The following is a 20,345-nucleotide window of genomic DNA, read 5'->3' as shown; positions in this document are numbered from 1 at the left end:
CGGCAAGTCAATCGGCAGGCTGCAGTTTCAACTCCACCATCAGGTCGTCGGCAAGCGTTTCCAGGTGTTCCTGCAGCTCGTCCAAGGACAGTTCACTCGGCACGGCCAACCGCGCATCAGCCCGGAACAGCAACTCGTTGGTCATCGGCGCGGGCAGAACGTCGGTGTCCAGGCTTTCCAGATTGACGCCGTGGCGGGCAAGCAACTGGGTGATATCACGGACGATGCCCGCGCGGTCGTTGCCCACCAGCTGCAGCTGAATCATCTGCCAACGCCGCTCTGGCTCCGCGCCGCTTTGCGCAACGAGTACCCGGATACCCTGTTGCTCAAGCTGCTGCAGGGCCTCGCTGAGATCAGCGTGAGCCTGAGCCGGTACCGCGACCCGCAGAATTCCGGCGAACTGGCCCGCCATACGCGACATGCGACTCTCCAACCAGTTGCCCCCATGCTCGGCGATGCACTTGGCCAGGCATTCGACCAGCCCCGGCTGGTCCTCGGCAATCACGGTAAGAACGAGATGATCCATCTGTGGCTCCTTTAATAGAGAAATACGGCAAGCGGCGTTGGCCGTGCGACTGCTGAGAGTAATGGACCGCTCTCGTGGCGTGCGACTCCATAGGTATAGAACAAACGTCGCCAACGCCGTATCAAAGAGGCCGGTACGCCGCGTGCCGACTGCCGGATGAGCAACAATCCAGGCCTTGAGCTTGCGCCGTGTGGCGGACTGATTTTCCGAACGGCTTCATGTAGTATCCGTCGACCCGGACTACAAGAAGAAACTGTCCGACGGATTTGAAGAAGAACCAAGTGAGGCGAGTAATGACTGAGCGCGTTCAAGTCGGTGGCCTGCAGGTCGCCAAAGTCCTGTACGACTTCGTGAACAACGAAGCGATTCCTGGTACCGGCGTTGATGCCGATGCCTTCTGGGCCGGCGCTTCCAGCGTCATCCATGACCTGGCGCCAAAGAATCGCGCGCTGCTGGCCAAGCGTGACGACCTGCAGGCCCAGATCGACGCCTGGCACCAGGCGCGTGCCGGTCAGGCCCACGATGCCGCGGCCTACAAAGCCTTCCTGCAGGAAATCGGCTACCTGCTGCCGGAAGCCGAAGACTTCCAGGCCACTACCCAGAACGTTGACGAAGAAATCGCCAGCATGGCCGGCCCGCAGTTGGTGGTGCCGATCATGAATGCGCGCTTCGCCCTTAACGCCGCCAATGCGCGCTGGGGCTCGCTGTATGACGCGCTCTACGGCACCGATGTGATCCCCGAAGAAGACGGCGCCAGCAAAGGCCCCGGCTACAACGAAGTCCGCGGCAACAAGGTCATCGCCTATGCCCGCGCCTTCCTCGACGAAGCCGCTCCGTTGGAAACTGGCTCGCATGCCGACTCCACTGGTTACCGCATCGCCGCTGGCAAACTGGTCGTCTCGTTGAAGGATGGCAGCACCACCGGCCTGCAGAACCCAGCGCAACTGCGCGGCTTCCAGGGCGACGCCAACGCACCGATCGCCGTGCTGCTCAAGCACAACGGCATCCACTTCGAAATCCAGATCGATCCGTCCAGCCCCATCGGCCAGACCGATGCAGCCGGCGTGAAGGACGTTCTGATGGAGTCGGCACTGACGACCATCATGGACTGCGAAGACTCGATTGCTGCGGTCGATGCCGATGACAAGACCATCGTCTACCGCAACTGGCTCGGCCTGATGAAGGGCGATCTGGCCGAGGAACTGGACAAGGGCGGCAAGCGCATCACCCGCGCCATGAACCCGGACCGCGTCTACACCCAGGCCGACGGCAACGGTGAGCTGACCCTGCACGGCCGCTCGCTGCTGTTCATCCGCAACGTCGGTCACCTGATGACCAACGATGCCATCCTCGACAAGGACGGCAACGAAGTCCCCGAAGGCATCATGGACGGCCTGTTCACCAGCCTGGCCGCGATTCATAACCTCAAGGGCAACACCAGCCGCAAGAACACCCGCACCGGCTCGATGTACATCGTCAAGCCGAAGATGCACGGTCCGGAAGAAGTGGCCTTCGCCACCGAACTGTTCGGCCGCGTCGAGGACGTCCTCGGTCTGCCGCGCAATACCCTCAAGGTCGGCATCATGGACGAGGAGCGTCGCACCACGATCAACCTCAAGGCTTGCATCAAGGAAGCGCGTGAGCGTGTGGTGTTCATCAACACCGGCTTCCTCGACCGCACCGGCGACGAAATCCACACCTCCATGGAAGCCGGCCCGGTAGTACGCAAGGCCGCCATGAAGTCCGAGAAGTGGATCAGCGCCTACGAGAACAACAACGTCGACGTGGGCCTGGCCTGCGGCCTGCAGGGCAAGGCGCAGATCGGCAAGGGCATGTGGGCCATGCCTGACCTGATGGCCGCGATGCTCGAGCAGAAGATCGGTCACCCCATGGCTGGCGCCAACACCGCCTGGGTTCCGTCGCCGACCGCTGCCACCCTTCATGCCATGCACTACCACAAGGTCGACGTGCAGGCGCGTCAGGTCGAACTGGCCAAGCGCGAGAAGGCCTCCATCGACGACATCCTCACCATCCCGCTGGCGCAAGACACCAACTGGACCGAGGAAGAGAAGCGCAACGAGCTGGACAACAACTCGCAGGGCATCCTCGGCTACATGGTTCGCTGGGTCGAACAGGGCGTCGGCTGCTCCAAGGTGCCGGACATCAACGACATCGCGCTGATGGAAGACCGTGCCACCCTGCGCATCTCCAGCCAGCACGTGGCCAACTGGATGCGTCACGGCGTTGTGACCAAGGATCAGGTGCTTGAAAGCCTCAAGCGCATGGCGCCGGTAGTCGACCGCCAGAACCAGGGCGACCCGCTGTACCGCCCAATGGCGCCGGACTTCGACAACAGCGTGGCCTTCCAGGCCGCCCTGGAGCTGGTCCTCGAAGGCACCAAGCAGCCGAACGGCTACACCGAGCCGGTGCTGCATCGCCGCCGTCGCGAGTTCAAGGCCAAGAACGGCCTGTAACCCGCACTGCTGCTGAGACTGAACCGCCCCACGGGGCGGTTTTTTTATGCCTTGTTTCGGCTGAGCGGCGCTCAAGTTATGCCTGCGACATCCGATAACGTGACCCGAATGCAAAAAAAGTCACAATTTATCCGATAGATGGCAATACGCTATCAGGCGCCGTCTCGTAGTATCCGCCACCCCGCCGTGGAGTCGTTGCATGTTCAAAAATTTCTCGCTAACAGCGAAGCTGTCGCTGGTTCCTGCCGTCGCCCTGCTCGGGCTGATCCTTTATGTCGGCTATACCTCGCTGCAGCTTTCTGCGACGGATTCACGCCTGGTCAGCATCGAAACTCAGAGCTATCCCACACTGGAAAAAACCGACGCGGTGATCTTCCAGTTTTCCCGTATACCCGGCCTGCTAAACAATGCCGTGGCAGCGGGCGAGCCGGGCATTCTCGACGAAGCACGCCAAGTACTCAGCGAAATCGATGCGCAGCAACAGGCGCTCGCCACGCTCCTGAACGCTCAACCGCAACGGCTACAGGCGCTCAACGAGTGGCGCAATGCAGTCAAGACCTACGCCGACAATGCGCTCGATGCTTCAGCGAAGCTGATCGATGGCAGCGCCTCGTTCGATGATCTGCGACCGAGCCTGGACCGTATGGCCAGCGATCTCGCTCAGGCTCAGAAACTCGCATCCGACTTCCGCACCGGTGCCTACCAGGATTTCCAGCAAACCCTGGCCGAAACCCGTGAAGCCAACGAAGCCACCACACGCCTGGGCATCATCCTCAGCGTAGTGCTGATCGTGGTGGTCAGTCTCGGCGCCTGGCTGGTAATACGCAGCGTGATGGCCAACGTGCGCGGCGTGATTGCCTCGCTGCAATCCATTGCACGCGGCGATGGCGACCTGACGCAACGCGTGAACGTCGAATCGAACGACGAAATCGGCGCCATGATCGAGCTGTTCAATGGCTTTCTCGACAAGCTGCAGCGCACGATTCGCCAGATCATCGAGGCGGCCAGCCCGCTCGGCCAGGTATCGAAAGAACTCTACAACCTGACCCAGGGCTCGGAAGAAAACGCCAAATCGCAGCAGCACCACACCGACTCCATCACCCGCGACATCCTCACCATGACCGGCAGCATTCAGGAGGTCGCGCAGCGTTCGCAGCAGGCTTCCAACGAAGCCAACTCCGCTGCGCGCCAGGCCGCCACGGCACGTGAGCATGTCGGCAGCCTGTCCACCGGCATCAGCGACCTAGGTGACAGCGTGATGGGCGCGGTCAAGGCCATGGAACAGCTGGAGGAAGAAACCCAGGAAGTCGGCTCCGTACTCACGGTGATCCGCAGCATCGCCGAACAGACCAACCTGCTCGCGCTGAACGCCGCCATCGAAGCCGCCCGCGCCGGTGAACAGGGTCGCGGCTTCGCCGTGGTGGCTGACGAGGTGCGTAACCTGGCGCAGAAAACCGCCGCTTCGACAGCAGAGATTCAGCAGATCATCCAGCGTCTGCAAAGCAGCGCCAACACGGTGCTCAACGTGATGAACAGCAATGGCGAGAAATCACGCGCCAGCATCGAGCGCTCGGTGGAAGCGACCCAGCTGCTCGAGACCATCGCCCGCACCGTCAACCAGATCGACGAACTCAACGCCGGGATCGCCCAGTTCACTCAAGAGCAGATCGGCCTGTCGAGTTCCATCCAACAAGAAACCCAAGTGTTGCAGCAGGACGCGAAAGCAACCGCAAACGGCGCCGAAGCCACCGCCCGACTGGGCGAGCAACTGGTCAGCACGGGCGATCACCTGCGTGCGGCCACGGCCCAATTCCGCGTTTAAATTGATTTTAGGAGCACCCTGATGACCGCAGTACGTGTTATCGGCCTGGCAGCCGTCTGCCTGGCGACCACTCAAGCCTTCGCCCTCGAGCAAGGCGAGCACCGCTTCAACGGTTTCGGCACCGTCGGTTTCACCCATCTGGGTGGTGAAGACGATGGCCGCAGCTATGGTGTGCAAGGCCAAACCAACGACTCCTGGCGCGGCGACCAACTGTCCAAGTTCGGCGCCCAGCTGAGCTACGGCATCACCGACACCGTCGGCGTGACCGTTCAGGCCACTGCCAAGGCGCAGCAGGATGAGTGGAAAGCCAACCTGGAGTGGGCTTACCTCTCGTGGCAGACCACCGATCAGCTGATGCTCCGCGCCGGTCGCCTGCGCAGCCCGGTCTACATGTATTCCGAAAGCCTCGACGTCGGCTACAGCTACCCTTGGCTGCGTCTGCCCGACGAGGTCTACAGCCAGGTCCAGGTGACCAATTACGAAGGCGTTGACGCCGTCTACACCGTTCCGCTGTCCTACGGCTCAGTGACCTTCCAGGTGGCGGGTGGTCAGGCCAAGAATCGTGACTACTACGCCTATGACGAGCAGTTCGATATTGACTACGGCAACCTTTTCGGCGCCAGCGTCAGCCTGGCCACCAATGATTTCGGCACGCTGCGCGTCGGCTATGTCGAAGCGGATATCAAGACGGATATCAGCGGTACGGTGGACGCCAGTGCTCTCGGCCTTGGCGCGAGCCGTTCGCTTTCGCTCCTGAGCCTCGATAAAGAGAAAGGCAAGTTCACTTCGATCGGCTACCAGTACGACAACGGCACCTGGGTCAGCAGCAACGAATGGACCTCGCGCATGATCGAAAACGACAGCATGGAATCAATCGATTCCTTCTACCTGATGGGCGGTCGCCGCTTTGGTGATTTCCTGCCGCACGTGACCTATGCACAGCTGGATGACAACGGCGGTCGCCAGTCCTCCTGGACGCTGGGCCTGAACTACCAAGCCGCCCCGACCGTCGTGGTCAAGGGCGAGTACAAGCGCGTCGACACCAAAAATGGCTATGACGGTGTGTTTACCCGCAACGCACAGGAAGTGTTTGAAAATGCCGTTGGCATTGCTCCTACCCGTAACTACGACGGCGACATTGTTTCCGTCGGCGTTGATTTCGTATTCTGAGGAGCGTCCAGATGAAAACATCCCTTCGCATCCTCAGCAGCGCAGCCCTGCTCGGCATGGTTTCCATGGCTCAAGCTGAAGTCGCGGTCATCGTTAATCCCGGTGCCGCCAAGGCGCCGTCGCAGTCCGACGTGGCCAACATCTTCCTGGGCAAAGACAAGTCCATGAAAGGTGTCGACCAAGCCGGCTGGACTCCTGCCAAAGAGGCTTTCTATTCAGGCGTCACGAATAAGAACGAGTCGCAGCTCAAGTCATATTGGTCCGGGCTGATCTTCACCGGCAAGGGCCAGCCACTGCCAAGCGTCGCCGACGACGCAGCGATGGTCGCCAAGGTTGCCGCCGAAGCCGACGCCATCGGTTATGTCGACAGCGCCGCGGTCAACGATTCGGTCAAGGTGCTGTTCACCCTGCCGTAATCGAACGCACCACCAGAACCGCCCTACGGGGCGGTTTTTTTATGCGCGCAAAATCCTGCTACAACCCTGCCCGCTCAGCTGACCCGTGTCAGCCCGATACAGCCTGCCGGCGACTAGACTTACGTCCAATGTGCCCCACCGGACCCACAGCCCACCATTGGGCGCAAAAATGGAACCGAACCATGAGCAAAGCCGATGCTTTCGCCGAGGCAGGCAAAACCGCCGTACTGCAGAATATCCACGGAACCATGGAGTTTCTGCGCAAGTACCCGCCGTTCAACCAGATGGAGCCCGGCCATCTGGCTTATCTGGTTGAGAACTGCCAGCTGCGCTTTTACAGCGAAGGCGATTGCATCATTTCGCCTGATGACGGCGTCGTCGAACACTTCTACATCATCAAGCAAGGCCGGGTTCATGGTCAGCGCCCACACACCAGCAAGCGCGGCACCGACACAACCTTCGAGGTGATCGTCGGCGAATGCTTTCCGATGGCCGCCTTGATGGGCGAGCGTGCCACCCGCACCGGGCACTTCGCCGCCGAAGACACCTTCTGTTTTCTGCTAAACAAGCCCGCCTTCGTCAAGCTGGTCTCCAAATCCGCGGCATTTCGTGACTTCGCCATGCGCGGCGTCAGCAGCCTGCTCGACTTGGTCAATCAGCAGGCGCAGATGCGCGCAGTGGAGAGCCTGGGCGAGCAATACTCGCTGGAGACGCGCATCGGCGAGCTCGCTTTGCACCATCCGGTCTCTTGCCTACCATCAATGCCACTCGCCGATGCGGTGGCCCTGATGCACGAAAACAACACCGGCAGCGTGGTAATTACCGACCTCGAATTTCACCCGCAAGGCATCTTCACCTTGCGCGATCTGCGCCGGGTGATCGGCACCGGCACGACCGACCTGTCTGCCCCGATTGCCGAATTCATGACGCAGGATCCATTCCATCTCCCGCCGGACGCAACGGCCTTCGATGCCGCTATCGCCATGACCGAGCGTCACATCGCTCACGTCTGCGTTGTCGATAAAGGCCTGCTGAGCGGGGTGATTTCCGAGCGCGATCTGTTCTCGCTGCAGCGCGTCGACCTGGTTCATCTGGCGCAGGCGATTTCGCACGCCGACAGCGTCGAGACGCTGGTGATCATCCGCAGCCGGATCTTGCAGCTGGTCGACAATATGCTGGCGCACGGCGCCTCCTCTACGCAGATCACACACATCATCACGCTGCTCAACGACCATACGGTTTGCCGCGTGATCGAACTGGCCATCGAATTGCTCGGCGACCCCGGCATTCCTTTCACCTGGCTGTGCTTCGGCAGTGAAGGGCGCCGCGAGCAGACCCTGCATACCGATCAGGACAACGGCATGCTCTTCGAAGCCGCTGACGCAGCCGAAGCCGCCTCTATCCGGGGCCGCCTGCTGCCGCTTGCAGAGCGCATCAACCACGATCTGGACACCTGTGGCTTCACCCTGTGCAAGGGCAACATCATGGCCAGCAACCCGCAGCTGTGCCTTTCACGACTCGAATGGCAGCGGCGCTTCAGCGCCTTCATTCGGGAATCGACACCGGAAAATCTGCTCAGCAGCACTATTTATTTTGACCTGCGCGCGATCTGGGGTCCCAGCGAGGGGTGCGAGCAGTTGCGCAGCAACATGCTTGAGGAGGTCGGCGAGAGTCGGTTGTTCCAGCGCATGATGGCGGAAAACGCGCTACGTCATCGCCCGCCCGTAGGACGTTTTCGCGATTTCGTGGTGACCCGCAAAGGCGACGGCAAGGCGACCCTGGATCTCAAAGTGCAGGGCCTGACACCCTTCGTAGACGGGGCGCGGCTGCTGGCGCTGGGCCACGGCATCACAGCGTGCAATACGTTGGATCGATTGCGCCAGCTGGTCGAAAAAGATGTCATCGACGGAAAGGATGGTGCTGCCTATGAAGAGGCCTACCATTTCATCCAGCAGACCCGCATGCAGCAGCACCAGCAGCAGGCACGCGACGGAAGGCCCTACTCGAACCGGCTCGATCCCGACACCCTCAATCACCTGGATCGGCGTATCCTGCGCGAATCCTTTCGCCAGGCCCAGCGCCTACAGAGCAGTCTGGCGGTCCGCTACCAGTTATGAATATGCCCTGGTTCAAACGTCGCGGCCCTATCCTCGAACTCGAACAACTGCAACGGCGTGATCAGCTTGTGCCGCCTGCCGCGCTGGACCTTTGCCCGCTCGACGTGCAGCGCATGGTGGTGCTTGATCTTGAAACCAGCGGTCTCGACATGCGCCGCGATATCGTCCTTTCCATTGGTGCGGTGGTTATCGAGCGAGGCGGCATCCAACTGGGGGACCAGTACGAGTCGACGCTGTTGCGCCGGGCGCAAAAGGTCAGCGAAAGCGTGCTGATCCACGGGATTGCGCCAAGCGAACTCGAAGCGGGCGAAGACCCGGCCGAAGCGCTTCTGGATTTGATGGAGTTCATTGGCGACAGCCCGATTCTGGCATTCCACGCCGGTTTCGATCAGCGCATGCTCACCCGCGCGTTAAAACAGACGCTAGGCTACAAGCTGCGCCATCCATTTATCGACATCGCCGAAGTTGCACCCATGCTCTGCCCCGACAACCGACCGAGACAAAACGGTCTGGATGACTGGTGTAGCCATTTCGGACTTCAAGTTCTGCAACGCCATCATGCCAGCGCAGATGCACTGGCCACTGCCGAGCTGGCGTTGATCCTGTTCAGCAAAGCGCGTCGACAGGGCGTGGACAGCCTTGAGGCGATGAGCCAACGATTGGCCAACTGGCGCAAACGGCAGCAGGCTCAATTCATGTAATGGGGCTTGCCGGGTTCCTGATCGAGCGGCGCAACATCCTCGTTGCACCGCTGCCGGCAACTTGCGATCATGTGCGAATAGTTCTCGTTATTGGCCGAGATGTCGGCCTTGGAGCATTCGCTTGTCGGCTGGGTCGACCCATCAACAGTTCGTTGGCTCGCTGTATCGCGATCATCGCGATTGGCTGTTGAACTGGCTGCGCCGCCACCAGGCGTGCCCTCATCGCGCCGAGGATCTGAGCCAGGACACCTTTCTGCGGCTGCTCAAGCGTGATGATATAGGCGATCTACGTGAGCCACGCACTTTGCTGGCGACGATCGCCCGCGGGCTGTTGATCGATCATTTTCGTCGCAGCGCGCTGGAGCGCACCTATCTCGATGAGCTGGCACTGCAGCCGGAAGACACGCAACCCAGCGCCGAGGATCAGCTGCAAGTGCTCCAGGCTTTGCGCGAAGTGAACCTCATGCTCGGAGCGCTCTCGGCTAATGCACGTGCAGCCTTCTTCTATAACCGCCTGGACGGCCTGACCCACGCCGAAATTGCGTCGCGCCTCGGCGTCTCAGTTCCACGCGTAAGACAGTACCTCGCCCAGGCTCTGCGCCAGTGTTATATCGCCGTTTACGGTGAGCCTAGATGAGTATGGACCGGCAACCGGTATCGGCCCGTGTGCTCGATGAGGCCATCGCCTGGCAGCTGCGTCTTGGCGACGGTGACGCGAGCCCTCAGGTCCGCAAGGCGCTACAACGCTGGTTGAGTGAAAGTGCCGAGCACGCTAAAGCCTGGGCACAATTGGGCGGCATCGATCAGCAACTCGGCACCATTAATTCCCCAACCGCGCGAAGGGCGTTGCAGATCAGTGCTCACTCTGGACGGCGGACAGTAGGTGGTGCGCTTCTGGGCCTGGCATTACTGTGCACGCTGGGCATGGGAATCGCACTGCAATCGCAGCCGCTGCCGGTGTGGTTAGCTGACGAACGCACCGGCGCCGGGGAACAGCAGAGCGTTACGCTGGCTGACAATAGCCACATACAGCTAAACAGCCGCAGCGCACTGGATATTCACTTCGATCAGCAAGAGCGCCGACTGTTTCTGCACAGCGGTGAGGTGCTTGTTGAAACCGCACCGGGCAATGACCCAAGACCCTTTGTCGTCGAAACCGAACAAGGCGATCTACGCGCGCTCGGCACGCGATTCATCGTTCGGCGAGAAGGTGATGCGACCCGCCTGGTCGTACTCCGATCCGCTGTGGCCGCGCTTCCCGGCGGCCTACAGGCGGGTCGGACTGTGCAGGCTGGCGAGCAGGTACTGATGCACCGCGATCAGCTCGATGACAATCAGGCAGCACCGGTTGCTGCAGACGCCTGGAGCCGGGGCATGCTCGTGGTAGAAGATCTACCGTTGAGCGAGCTGCTAGCCATACTCGGTGAGTATCGCCGTGGTTACCTCGGCCTCGATCCGAGCCTCGAATCCCTGCGCATCAGCGGCAGTTTTCCGCTGCACGACACCGACCGCGCGCTGGCAGCCCTGCCACCCAGCCTACCGGTGCAGATCGAGCGGCACACTGATTGGTGGGTCAAGGTCGTTCCGGCGCAACCTGTCAGCGATCCGGGCAAGTAGCTGCAGCGCCCATCACAGCGCTGACTCCAGGCCCAAAAAAATATTTTCAGCTGCCCTATCACTTTTCTTTTCTCATCCGGCCTCATGAATAACTGAGACATATTCCTATTCGGGAGTTATTCACAAATGCCATCGTTCTCACTGTTCCGCCCCAGCCTTCTGGCCGTTGCTATTGCCGTCGCGCCACTGCCACCACTGGCCCAGACGTCCAATGGCGAAACGGCTGCTGGCGAGGTTCGCGAGTACTCCCTGCCCGCCGCGCCTCTGGCCTCGACACTGAATCGCATCGCCGCCGAAGCAGGGCTGGTGCTCAGTATTGATCCGGCGCTGGTCCGCGACCGTATTGCCGAGCCGGTACAAGGCCGCTTCGACGGCCAAGGTGCGCTGCACGAAGCGCTACGTGGAACCGGACTTGAGCTGCGCCAGAGCACGTCGGGTAGTTATAGCCTTCATCCTGCTGCACCCGTTGCGATGGCGCTGCCGGATGTGACCGTTACGGCGACCGAGGCGGTGGCCAACGGCGGCGAAGAAAGCGGCTATCGCACCAGCGCCGTGCGAAACGTCGGCGCGCTGGGCGGAATGGCACTCCAGGATGCTCCCTATTCGGTGACAGTGATTTCCTCGGAGCTGATGGATAACATCCAGGCCACCTCCAGCGACGACATATTCAAGCTCAGCCCGACCACGCAGTTCACTTCCCCGACCAGCGCGGGTTACGCCAGCGCGGTAGCCATTCGCGGCTTCAGCGGCGTCGGCAACCTGAGCATCGCCAATGATGGCCTGCGATTCAGTAATAGCTACGATGGCGGAAATTTCATCGAGGAAATGGAGCGGCTGGAGATCCTCAGCGGCCTGTCCGGTTTTCTCTATGGTCCGGCCAGCCCCGGCGGACTGGTCAATTATGTGCTCAAGCGCCCCACTGCCGAGCGCTACAACAGCGTGACCTACGGCACCCCTGGCGGCGAGAACCAGTACCTGCACGGCGACTTCGGCGGGCCGATCGACGGCGAAGGCCGCTTCGCCTACCGCGTCAACCTGCTCGCCCAGGACGGTGAAACCGCCATTGACGGACAGGTCGAACGCCGTCACATGGCCAGCGTCGCACTGGACTGGAACGTCAGCGACGACTTGCTTATCCAGTTCGACGCCTCGCACAAGCAGAGCGAGACGCGGGGCCTCACCAGCTACTGGTACTTCGCCGACCAAGCATTCCGGCCTGATGCCGACGACTTGGAGAACGACGAGCTCTATAGCCAACGATGGGCCTACAACGACAGCCGCCACGACCGTGTCGGCAGCCGCTTCCAGTGGCGCCTGAGCGACGTGTTCAGCCTGCGCGGTGCGCTCGGCTACAGCCAGTACACGACCGAATACGCCTATACGGGGCCGACCGTGAACTCGGCCGGCGTGTACGTCCAGCCGCTCTACGCCTTCGCCCCGGTGGAAACCGAAGAGACCTCCGGTAACCTCTTCCTTGATGCGGTTTTCGACACCGTGGGCATCGGCCATGAGATGACCTTCGGTTACCAGGGAAACATTGCACGGGTTCGCTACAACACCGACTACATCCCGTTCCCGGGCCCACAATATGTATCGGTCACCCCCGAAGTGCCCTTCAGCGAGCGGCCGCAGGTGGCCAAGCCCGCCTACGATCTCGGCGATGGTGACTACCATCTGGCCAGCCGCAGCCAGTCCGACAGCGTGCTGATCGGCGACGTCATCACCTTCAACGAGCAGTGGTCGACAATTCTTGGCGTGACGCACTCACGTATCAAGACCTTCAGCGACAACTTCGTCTGGGTCGAAGCGTTCGGCAGCCCGCCGGCGATCGAGGACTACAGCGAAACTAAAACCTCGCCCAACGTCTCGCTCGTCTACAAGCCGGTCGAGTGGCTGACTACGTACGTGACCTACATCGAAGGTCTGCAGACGGGTGGCGTCGCGCCGAGCGGCACGAACAATGCGGGCCAGGCACTGGCGCCGATCGTCAGCGAGCAGTACGAAATCGGTGCGAAAGCCGAGCTCGGCGGTGCCCTGTACACCGTTGCGCTGTTCGACATCGAGAAGCCCAACACCTACACCAATGCAGCCAACTTCTTCGTTCAGGATGGCATGCAGAACAACAAGGGCCTGGAGTTCAGCGTAACGGGCAACGTTACCCCAGCACTGACACTGGTGGGCGGCGTCACCCTGCTCGATCCGGTCGTAGAAGGCGCGGCGAATGCTGCCAACGACGGCAACCGCCCGGTCGACGTGGCTCGGCACCTGGCCAAGCTCTACGGCGAATACGCGATATTCGGCGTACCCGGCCTGACGCTCACCGGTGGCGCCTTCTATACGGGCAAGCAATACACCGACGAGGCCAACGACCACACCATCCCCTCGTTCACCACTTTCGACTTGGGCGGCCGCTATCGCATGGCCTTGGCGGATGAACGTGCCCTGACCCTGCGCGCCAACCTGAGCAACCTGACCGACGAGGAATACTGGCTGAGCAGCCATTACCTTGGAGCACCACGCACGTTCAAGCTGTCGGCGCAGCTGGAGTTCTGATGCGGGCCACCACCATCCGCCGCTGGTCCTTCGTCCATACCTGGACCAGCTTGATCTGCACGCTGTTTCTCCTCTTACTGGCGGTCACCGGATTGCCGTTGATCTTCCATCACGAACTGGAACATCTGCTTGGTGAGGCTCCGGAGTTGCGTGAGATGGCACCCGATACGCCGCATCTCGATCTGCAGCAGTTGGTGACAGCCGCCGAGCGGCACCGCGAGGGTGAGGTGGTGCAGTATTTTGGCTGGGAAGCGGACGAGCCTAACGGGGTCGTGGCGATCACCGCTGCAACAGCCGGCACCGAACCCAACTCTTCCTACACCTTCATGCTCGATGCCCGCACCGGCGAAGCTGTCGAAATGCCGGCGGCTAACGGCGGCCTGATGATGTTTTTCCTGCGCATGCATGTCGACATGTTTGCAGGGCTACCCGGCAAGCTGTTCCTGGCCTCGATGGGCTTGCTGTTTATCGTGGCAATCATCTCAGGCGTCGTGCTTTATGCGCCCTTCATGCGCAGGCTCCAGTTCGCTCAGGTACGTCACAGCCGCTCCAACCGGACTCGCTGGCTGGATCTGCACAACCTGATCGGTGTGGTAACGCTCAGCTGGGCGCTGGTAGTGGGTATTACCGGCGTGGTCAGCGCCTGCGCCGATCTGGTGATCGAGGCTTGGCGCGCCGACTCGCTCGCGTCAATGCTCGCGCCCTACCGTGATGCGCCAGCGCTGACGTCGCGCGCCCCGGCAAGCAACCTTCTGAACATCGCCACCCAAGCAGCACCCGGTATGCAGCCGGACTTCATTGCCTTTCCGGGCACGCGCTTTTCCAGCGAGCACCACTACACCGTATTCATGAATGGCAGCAGCCATTTAACCTCGCACCTGTTCACGCCTGTGCTGATCGATGCGCAGACACTGGAGGTCACGGCTGTAGGCGAGCGTCCTTGGTACATGGATGCGCTGGGTCTGTCACAACCACTGCACTTCGGTGACTACGGCGGCCGACCGATGCAGATTCTGTGGGCCGTGCTCGATGTGCTGACCATCATCGTACTGGGTAGCGGGCTTTATCTATGGTGGGTTCGTCGACGTGGCGTGCAGGCGGCAGGTCGCGAGGTGGCAGCGTGAGCTGGCGTGAATCGACCTTCATGCTGCCGGGCCTGATTGCTGTGCTCAGCCTCGTTGGTCTTTTCGCTGCGCTTCTTGGGGATGGCTGGTGGGATGGAATTGCCTGGCTCGGCCTTGGCCTACCGGCAGTTCTCGGTATATGGCCGCTGCTACGCCGCCGAACGACAATGCCGGTCCAGACTGGGCAGCCCAAGATCAAAGACTGACATATCAACGCTTCGGCCTGCCGCCCGGCCTCCCTGGCCAGGCGTCGCCTCAAACGCAGTGCTGCGTACCCATCAGCGGGCGCAGCGGTGTGCTAAACAAGTTCATCCGCCGCCCGGAGCTCAGCGCGAGTCGGCGCCGCAGATGCGCTGGAATAGTGGCGAATCGGCGTCCAACTCGGTCAAGGTTTCGGCTTTGGCCTGACCCGCCTCGTTCAGCCTGAACATGGCCTTTTCCGCGCAAATCAGCTGATAACGCCCACTGACGACGGTGGAAGTTAGATGCTGCTTATCGAAGCGATACAGGACAAAGCGGGCGATGCGGCCCTGATTCGTATCCTGGATCTGCGCGTTTGCCTGATCGAGCACCGTGTAGCTCAAGGGCATGGGGTACATCATGGTCCATGGGCGCCACAACATTTCTCCCTCTTCGCTCGAAACAACCACGGTCCCTTCCGGTAAGCGGGCCTGTTTGGTTTCGAACCAGGTGTATTCGTAATGGATGGTGTAACTCAGCATTCCCAGACCTGCACAGACAGGAATGATCCATTTCGGCACTCGCTTGCGCGTCAGTGAGCGCAGCAGCAGCCCGATGCCTGCACCCGCTACACCAGCGACGATTGCCGCGATTAGATGCCAGAACATATAAAAACTCCCCTAAAAAAATCGGGCTTCCATATGGAAGCCCGACTTCTACCTCAACCTTGTGTCAGAACAGGTCTGACGTCCGGCTGCATTATCAGTTAGTGATCAAGCGCAACGCCAGCACCCTTAGGAGTACGAACGCTCTCGACCAGATCCTGAATCTCCTGCGGCGGAGCCTCGGTAGCCATCGACACAGCGTAGGCAACAGCGAAGTTCAGCATCGCACCTACCGCACCGAAGGCCTGCGGCGAGATGCCCATCCACCACTGATCAGGCGTGTTGGGGATGCTTGCAGTGCCAGGAATGAAGAACCAGCCCAGGTACAGGAAGATGTACACGGCGGTGGAAATTACACCAACCAGCATTCCTGCGACAGCGCCCTTGCTGTTCACACGCTTGGAGAAGATGCCCATCATCAGCGCCGGGAACAGACTCGCTGCCGCAAGACCGAACGCCAAGGCGACGACCTGAGCTGCAAAGCCCGGAGGATTCAGACCCAGCCAAGTCGCCAGCAGAATCGCTGCGGTCATGGCTAGACGGGCGGCCAGCATTTCGTTCTTCTCACTGATCTTTGGATTGATCAATGTCTTGATCAGGTCATGACTGATGGCAGAGGAGATCGCCAGCAGCAGGCCCGCAGCAGTGGAAAGTGCAGCGGCAATGGCGCCCGCAGCGATCAGACCAATGACCCAGCTCGGCAGGTTGGCGATTTCCGGGTTGGCCAGAACAATGATGTCGTTGTTCACGGTCAGCTCGTTGCCATTCCAGCCACGCTCTGTAGCGGTCGGAGTAAAGGCGGCGTTAGTGTCGTTGTACATCTGCACACGACCGTCGGCGTTCTTGTCTTCCCATGCGATCAGACCAGTCGTTTCCCAGGTCTGGATCCACTCTGGACGATCTTCGTAGCGGATCGCTTCGGCCTGTGGACCTTCCGGATAGATGGTCTGTACCAGGTTCAGGCGTGCCATGGAGGCAACAGCCGGCGCGGTGAGGTACAACAGAGCGATGAAGATCAGCGTCCAGCCAGCGGACCAACGGGCGTCAGCCACCTTCGGTACGGTGAAGAAGCGGATGATGACGTGTGGCAGACCAGCAGTACCGATCATCAGCGACAAGGTGAACAGGAACATGTTCAGCTTGTTGTCGACGTCCGCGGTGTAAGCGGCGAAGCCAAGGTCAGTGACCACCTGGTTCAGTTTTTCGAGCAGCGGCATACCGGATTCGGTATGGGTGCTGAACATGCCGAACATCGGGATCGGGTTGCCCGTCAGCTGCATGGCAATGAACACGGCCGGAATAGTGTAGGCAATGATCAGAACCACGTACTGCGCCACCTGGGTGTAGGTGATGCCCTTCATGCCGCCGAATACCGCGTAGGCGAACACGATCACGGCTGCGATCCAGATACCGGTGGAGTTGCTCACTTCGAGGAAGCGAGAGAACGCCACGCCCGCACCAGCCATCTGGCCGATTACGTAGGTCACGGAGATCAGGATAAGGCAGACCACCGCTACCAAGCGCGCGCCACGGCTGTAGAAACGGTCACCGATGAAATCCGGAACCGTGAACTTGCCGAACTTGCGCAGGTAAGGCGCCAGCAGCATGGCCAGCAGCACGTAGCCACCGGTCCAGCCCATCAGGTAAGCCGAGGTGGCATAACCGCCGGAAGCGATCAGACCGGCCATGGAAATGAAGGAAGCTGCAGACATCCAGTCTGCTGCCGTTGCCATGCCGTTGGTTACCGGGTGAACACCACCACCAGCGACATAGAATTCTTTGGTCGAACCGGCGCGGGCCCAGATCGCGATCCCGATATAAAGCAGGAAGGACGCGCCCACGAACGACATGTTGATCCAATATTGGCTCATTCTAGTTACTCCTCAACCCCGAATTCCTTGTCCAGTTTGTTCAGCCGCCACGCGTAGTGGAAGATGATCAAAATGAACGTAATGATGGAACCCTGTTGAGCGAACCAGAACCCCAGGTCAGTTCCCCCGACCGGGATACCCGCCAGCAAAGGGCGCAGAAGAATGGCGAAACCATATGAGACAAGAGCCCAAACTACCAAGCTCCATGTTATGAGGCGAACATTCGCCTTCCAGTACGCATCAGCATTTTTTTTGTCGTCGTCGTCGGCCATGACGTTCTCCGTCTTATTTTTATTACGGGTGAAGGGAACCACATCGTGAATTTAGCAAGGATGTGTCGTGGAAAGATAGCCCCGACTTTAGTCTGACGGGCTCTAGAACGAGCGCTAAAACGACACCCCCAACCTTCGCCTGACCGGCCCATATGCTCCCCGCAGGCCATATGCCAGCGCACTAGTAGTGCCTGAAGACACGCGACCCTCAAGCCATACACTGAGCGCTTCTGCCAGCACCTCAGCGAAATGGAACCCAATCTTTCGAGCCGCTTGCCGCGCGCAGAGGATCATTATTCCCTGACTCAGCGGTCACGAAACAAAACAAGCGTTGAACTAACGTTTTCTAATCCTCGAATACTAGCTACTAAACAAATACCCGAAATAATAAAGGCGCAAAACGACCCATATTTATCTTTCGCATAGGAGGGCACGAAGATCAGAGCAGCAATAAGATGCGCGAACTAAATAACACCTGAAGATTATGATTAGATTACAGCCGAGTCAGGTTCGTCGACGGTAATAGTCGTTAATACGCATCGCTAAGTGCGATTCTGATTGCGACAAACCATAGGGGTTAAATGGGTGCGTCGGGCGCGGGAGGCTATTACCATCCGCGCCCGCTTGGCTCGCAGGAAGCGAGCCGAACTAGCAGGTGGGACGCCCAGCCGTATATTTCTGGGCAGGGTCGATTGCCGCCTCCAGGTCGCGAATCGCCGTCGCACCTATCAACAGCGGATAGCGGAAGTGGCTACGGTCGGTCAGGTTGACCTCGGTTTCGCGTAGCTGGTCACCGATGCATAACTGCATCTCGACAACCGGCCGCTCGGCTACATCCGGCCCACGCTCCACATCGGTGTCGTCGTCCGGGTCGACCGCCTCTTCTTTGCGGGTCTTGATTTCGGCGATTCGCGCCAGCCGATGCTCATATAGCGTGTCGTCAGCGCCCTCGACTGCCAGGCGGAATCTCACCCAGTCTTCACCATCTCGTTCGAAGCGTTCGATATCGCGCGCCGACAGCGAGGCTGTCATAGCGCCGGTGTCCATCTTCGCCTTGAGGGTCTTGCCGAGGTCTTCGATCTTGATCTGCTCATAGCGGCCGAACAGGGTTGGCTCAGCGGCAACGGCGGGAAGGGTTAAAGCGCTCAATAGCAACAACAAACGGGACAAAACGGCCTCCTGACTCTGTATTGACTTCAGTGGGACCGGCTGTCGCCGCGATCCGTTCCGCCCGTTGTGCCGGGCCATCGGCAGCACGCGTGGACGCGGGCCGCCTGTTAGACTGCGCCTCACTTTTTCTAGCAGATCAATACCGTGCCCAGTTCAGCCTTCGCCACCTTGCCTCTCAGCCCTGCAACGCTGGCCAACCTCGACGCCCTCGGCTATGCCGAAATGACGCCGATTCAGGCGCAAAGCCTGCCGGTCATGCTTAAAGGTATGGACCTTATCGCGCAGGCGAAGACCGGTAGCGGCAAGACCGCCGCTTTCGGTATTGCCCTGCTGGAGCCAATCAACCCGCGCTATTTTGGCTGTCAGGCGCTGGTGCTTTGCCCGACCCGCGAGCTGGCCGATCAGGTCGCCAAGGAACTGCGCCGGCTGGCGCGCTCGGCAGACAACATCAAGATCCTGACCCTCTGCGGCGGGGTTTCCATCGGCCCGCAGATCGGCTCGCTGGAGCACGGCGCGCACGTCATCGTCGGCACTCCGGGACGCATTCAGGAACATCTGAAGAAGGGTTCGCTCAAGCTCGACGGCCTCAACACGCTGGTTCTGGACGAAGCCGACCGCATGCTCGACATGGGTTTCTACGACGCCATCGCCGAGATCATCGGGCAGACGCCGAGCAAGCGTCAGACACTGTTGTTCTCCGCTACTTACCCGGCCAGCATCAAGCAGCTGTCCGCGACCTTCATGCGCGACCCGCAGCAGGTCAAGGCCGAGGCGTTGCACGACGACTCCCAGATCGAGCAGCGTTTCTACGAGATCGACCCCGATGACCGTATGAATGCAGTGGAGCGCATCCTCGCCAGCTTCCGGCCAGAGACCTGCGTGGCATTCTGCTTCACCAAACAACAGTGCCAGGAGCTGGTCGACCAGCTCAGCGCCAAGGGCATTTCGGCAATGGCTCTAAATGGCGATCTGGAGCAACGTGATCGCGATCAGGTGCTGGCGATGTTCTCCAACCGCAGCCTGTCCGTGCTGGTGGCGACTGATGTGGCGGCACGCGGTCTGGATATCGATGCGCTGGACATGGTGATCAACGTCGAACTGGCGCGCGATTCGGAGATTCACATCCACCGCGTGGGTCGCACCGGGCGCGCCGGCAAGAAGGGCATTGCCATCAGCCTGGTTGCACCGTCCGAAGCCCATCGCGCGCGCGCCATCGAGGAACGCCAGAAGGCGCCACTCAACTGGCAGCCGTTGGGTAACCTGAAGCCTCAGCCTGGCGAGCCGCTGCAGCCGCCAATGGTTACGCTCTGCATTGGCGCAGGCCGCAAGGACAAGCTGCGACCTGGCGACATCCTCGGCGCACTGACAGGCGATGCGGGAATTCCGGGCAAGCAGGTGGGCAAGATCGCGATCTTCGACTTTCAGGCGTTTGTCGCGGTCGAGCGCGACCTGGCCAAGCAGGCAATGAATCGCCTGAACTCCGGCAAGATCAAGGGGCGTTCATTGAAGGTCAGGCAGCTCTAAGCTGAATGCTGAATGCTGAATGCTGAATGCTGAATGCTGAATGCTGAATGTAGATACCGTCTTCCCCATTAGCGCGCAAGGGCCAGTTGAGGGTCGAAACGCTGGCCCGATTTAAGTACCCCATAGGCGATGTGCAGCAGCTT

Annotated in this window: 16 protein-coding genes and 1 pseudogene; 12 read left to right on the top strand and 5 right to left on the bottom strand. The window is 60.3% G+C overall.

Annotated elements, in window-relative coordinates:
• Positions 1-7 precede the first annotated feature (7 nt).
• On the bottom strand, positions 8-526 hold the full coding sequence (locus ACIGHL_RS11510) for a glycine cleavage system transcriptional repressor (RefSeq protein ID WP_127840299.1): 519 nt from the start codon (positions 524-526) through the stop codon (positions 8-10).
• Between the two features lie 293 nt (positions 527-819).
• On the opposite strand from ACIGHL_RS11510, the gene ACIGHL_RS11505 reads away from it, so the two are divergent.
• From ACIGHL_RS11505 to ACIGHL_RS11455, 11 genes and pseudogenes are all read left to right on the top strand, one after another.
• Positions 820-3,000, top strand: a complete 2,181-nt coding sequence (locus tag ACIGHL_RS11505) for a malate synthase G (RefSeq protein WP_128121621.1) — start codon at positions 820-822, stop codon at positions 2,998-3,000.
• Positions 3,001-3,553: 553 nt separating this feature from the next.
• Positions 3,554-4,822, top strand: a pseudogene (locus ACIGHL_RS11500) (methyl-accepting chemotaxis protein); the annotation flags it as partial.
• Positions 4,823-4,843: 21 nt separating this feature from the next.
• Entirely contained in the window at positions 4,844-5,992 is a 1,149-nt protein-coding gene (locus tag ACIGHL_RS11495) for a hypothetical protein (RefSeq protein ID WP_216707054.1), read from the top strand.
• Positions 5,993-6,003: 11 nt separating this feature from the next.
• On the top strand, positions 6,004-6,408 hold the full coding sequence (locus ACIGHL_RS11490; RefSeq protein WP_128121619.1) for a type 2 periplasmic-binding domain-containing protein: 405 nt from the start codon (positions 6,004-6,006) through the stop codon (positions 6,406-6,408).
• A 182-nt stretch (positions 6,409-6,590) separates the two neighbouring features.
• On the top strand, positions 6,591-8,525 hold the full coding sequence (locus ACIGHL_RS11485) for a putative nucleotidyltransferase substrate binding domain-containing protein (RefSeq protein ID WP_128121618.1): 1,935 nt from the start codon (positions 6,591-6,593) through the stop codon (positions 8,523-8,525).
• Complete coding sequence (locus ACIGHL_RS11480) at positions 8,522-9,226, top strand: 3'-5' exonuclease (protein ID WP_045423828.1); 705 nt, start codon at positions 8,522-8,524, stop codon at positions 9,224-9,226. Before ACIGHL_RS11485 ends, ACIGHL_RS11480 begins: the two co-directional genes overlap by 4 nt.
• Before the next feature lie 121 nt (positions 9,227-9,347).
• Complete coding sequence (locus ACIGHL_RS11475; protein WP_216707053.1) at positions 9,348-9,863, top strand: RNA polymerase sigma factor; 516 nt, start codon at positions 9,348-9,350, stop codon at positions 9,861-9,863.
• Between the two features lie 2 nt (positions 9,864-9,865).
• Entirely contained in the window at positions 9,866-10,843 is a 978-nt protein-coding gene (locus tag ACIGHL_RS11470) for a FecR domain-containing protein (RefSeq protein WP_128121663.1), read from the top strand.
• Positions 10,844-10,969: 126 nt separating this feature from the next.
• Positions 10,970-13,396 carry a TonB-dependent receptor gene (locus ACIGHL_RS11465; protein WP_128121617.1) on the top strand — a complete coding sequence of 809 codons (2,427 nt, stop codon included), beginning with the start codon at positions 10,970-10,972 and terminating at the stop codon, positions 13,394-13,396.
• On the top strand, positions 13,396-14,520 hold the full coding sequence (locus ACIGHL_RS11460) for a PepSY-associated TM helix domain-containing protein (protein ID WP_128121616.1): 1,125 nt from the start codon (positions 13,396-13,398) through the stop codon (positions 14,518-14,520). Before ACIGHL_RS11465 ends, ACIGHL_RS11460 begins: the two co-directional genes overlap by 1 nt.
• A 20-nt stretch (positions 14,521-14,540) precedes the next feature.
• Complete coding sequence (locus ACIGHL_RS11455) at positions 14,541-14,726, top strand: hypothetical protein (RefSeq protein ID WP_128121662.1); 186 nt, start codon at positions 14,541-14,543, stop codon at positions 14,724-14,726.
• Positions 14,727-14,846: 120 nt separating this feature from the next.
• Here the strand turns inward: ACIGHL_RS11455 and ACIGHL_RS11450 are convergent, their stop codons facing one another.
• From ACIGHL_RS11450 to rloA2, 4 genes are all read right to left on the bottom strand, one after another.
• The gene (locus ACIGHL_RS11450; RefSeq protein WP_128121615.1) at positions 14,847-15,368 is read right to left on the bottom strand and encodes a hypothetical protein; all 522 of its coding nucleotides are present in this window, start codon (positions 15,366-15,368) and stop codon (positions 14,847-14,849) included.
• A gap of 98 nt (positions 15,369-15,466) precedes the next feature.
• Positions 15,467-17,236 carry a sodium:solute symporter family protein gene (locus ACIGHL_RS11445; protein ID WP_128121614.1) on the bottom strand — a complete coding sequence of 590 codons (1,770 nt, stop codon included), beginning with the start codon at positions 17,234-17,236 and terminating at the stop codon, positions 15,467-15,469.
• Positions 17,237-17,241: 5 nt separating this feature from the next.
• Complete coding sequence (locus ACIGHL_RS11440) at positions 17,242-17,508, bottom strand: DUF4212 domain-containing protein (RefSeq protein WP_045423810.1); 267 nt, start codon at positions 17,506-17,508, stop codon at positions 17,242-17,244.
• A 648-nt stretch (positions 17,509-18,156) separates the two neighbouring features.
• Entirely contained in the window at positions 18,157-18,678 is a 522-nt protein-coding gene (gene rloA2, locus ACIGHL_RS11435; RefSeq protein ID WP_045423808.1) for a retropepsin-like aspartic peptidase RloA2, read from the bottom strand.
• A 144-nt stretch (positions 18,679-18,822) separates the two neighbouring features.
• Between rloA2 and dbpA the strand changes: the two genes are divergently transcribed.
• A complete protein-coding gene (gene dbpA, locus ACIGHL_RS11430; protein ID WP_128121613.1) occupies positions 18,823-20,202 on the top strand; it encodes an ATP-dependent RNA helicase DbpA in 1,380 nt (459 codons plus the stop codon).
• Positions 20,203-20,345: the final 143 nt, after the last annotated feature.

Source organism: Pseudomonas sp. NPDC077451, assembly GCF_044543345.1.
Taxonomy (GTDB): Bacteria; Pseudomonadota; Gammaproteobacteria; order Pseudomonadales; family Pseudomonadaceae; genus Stutzerimonas.
Note: the sequence above shows the minus strand (reverse complement) of the source record. Positions and strands in the feature narration are given on the sequence as shown.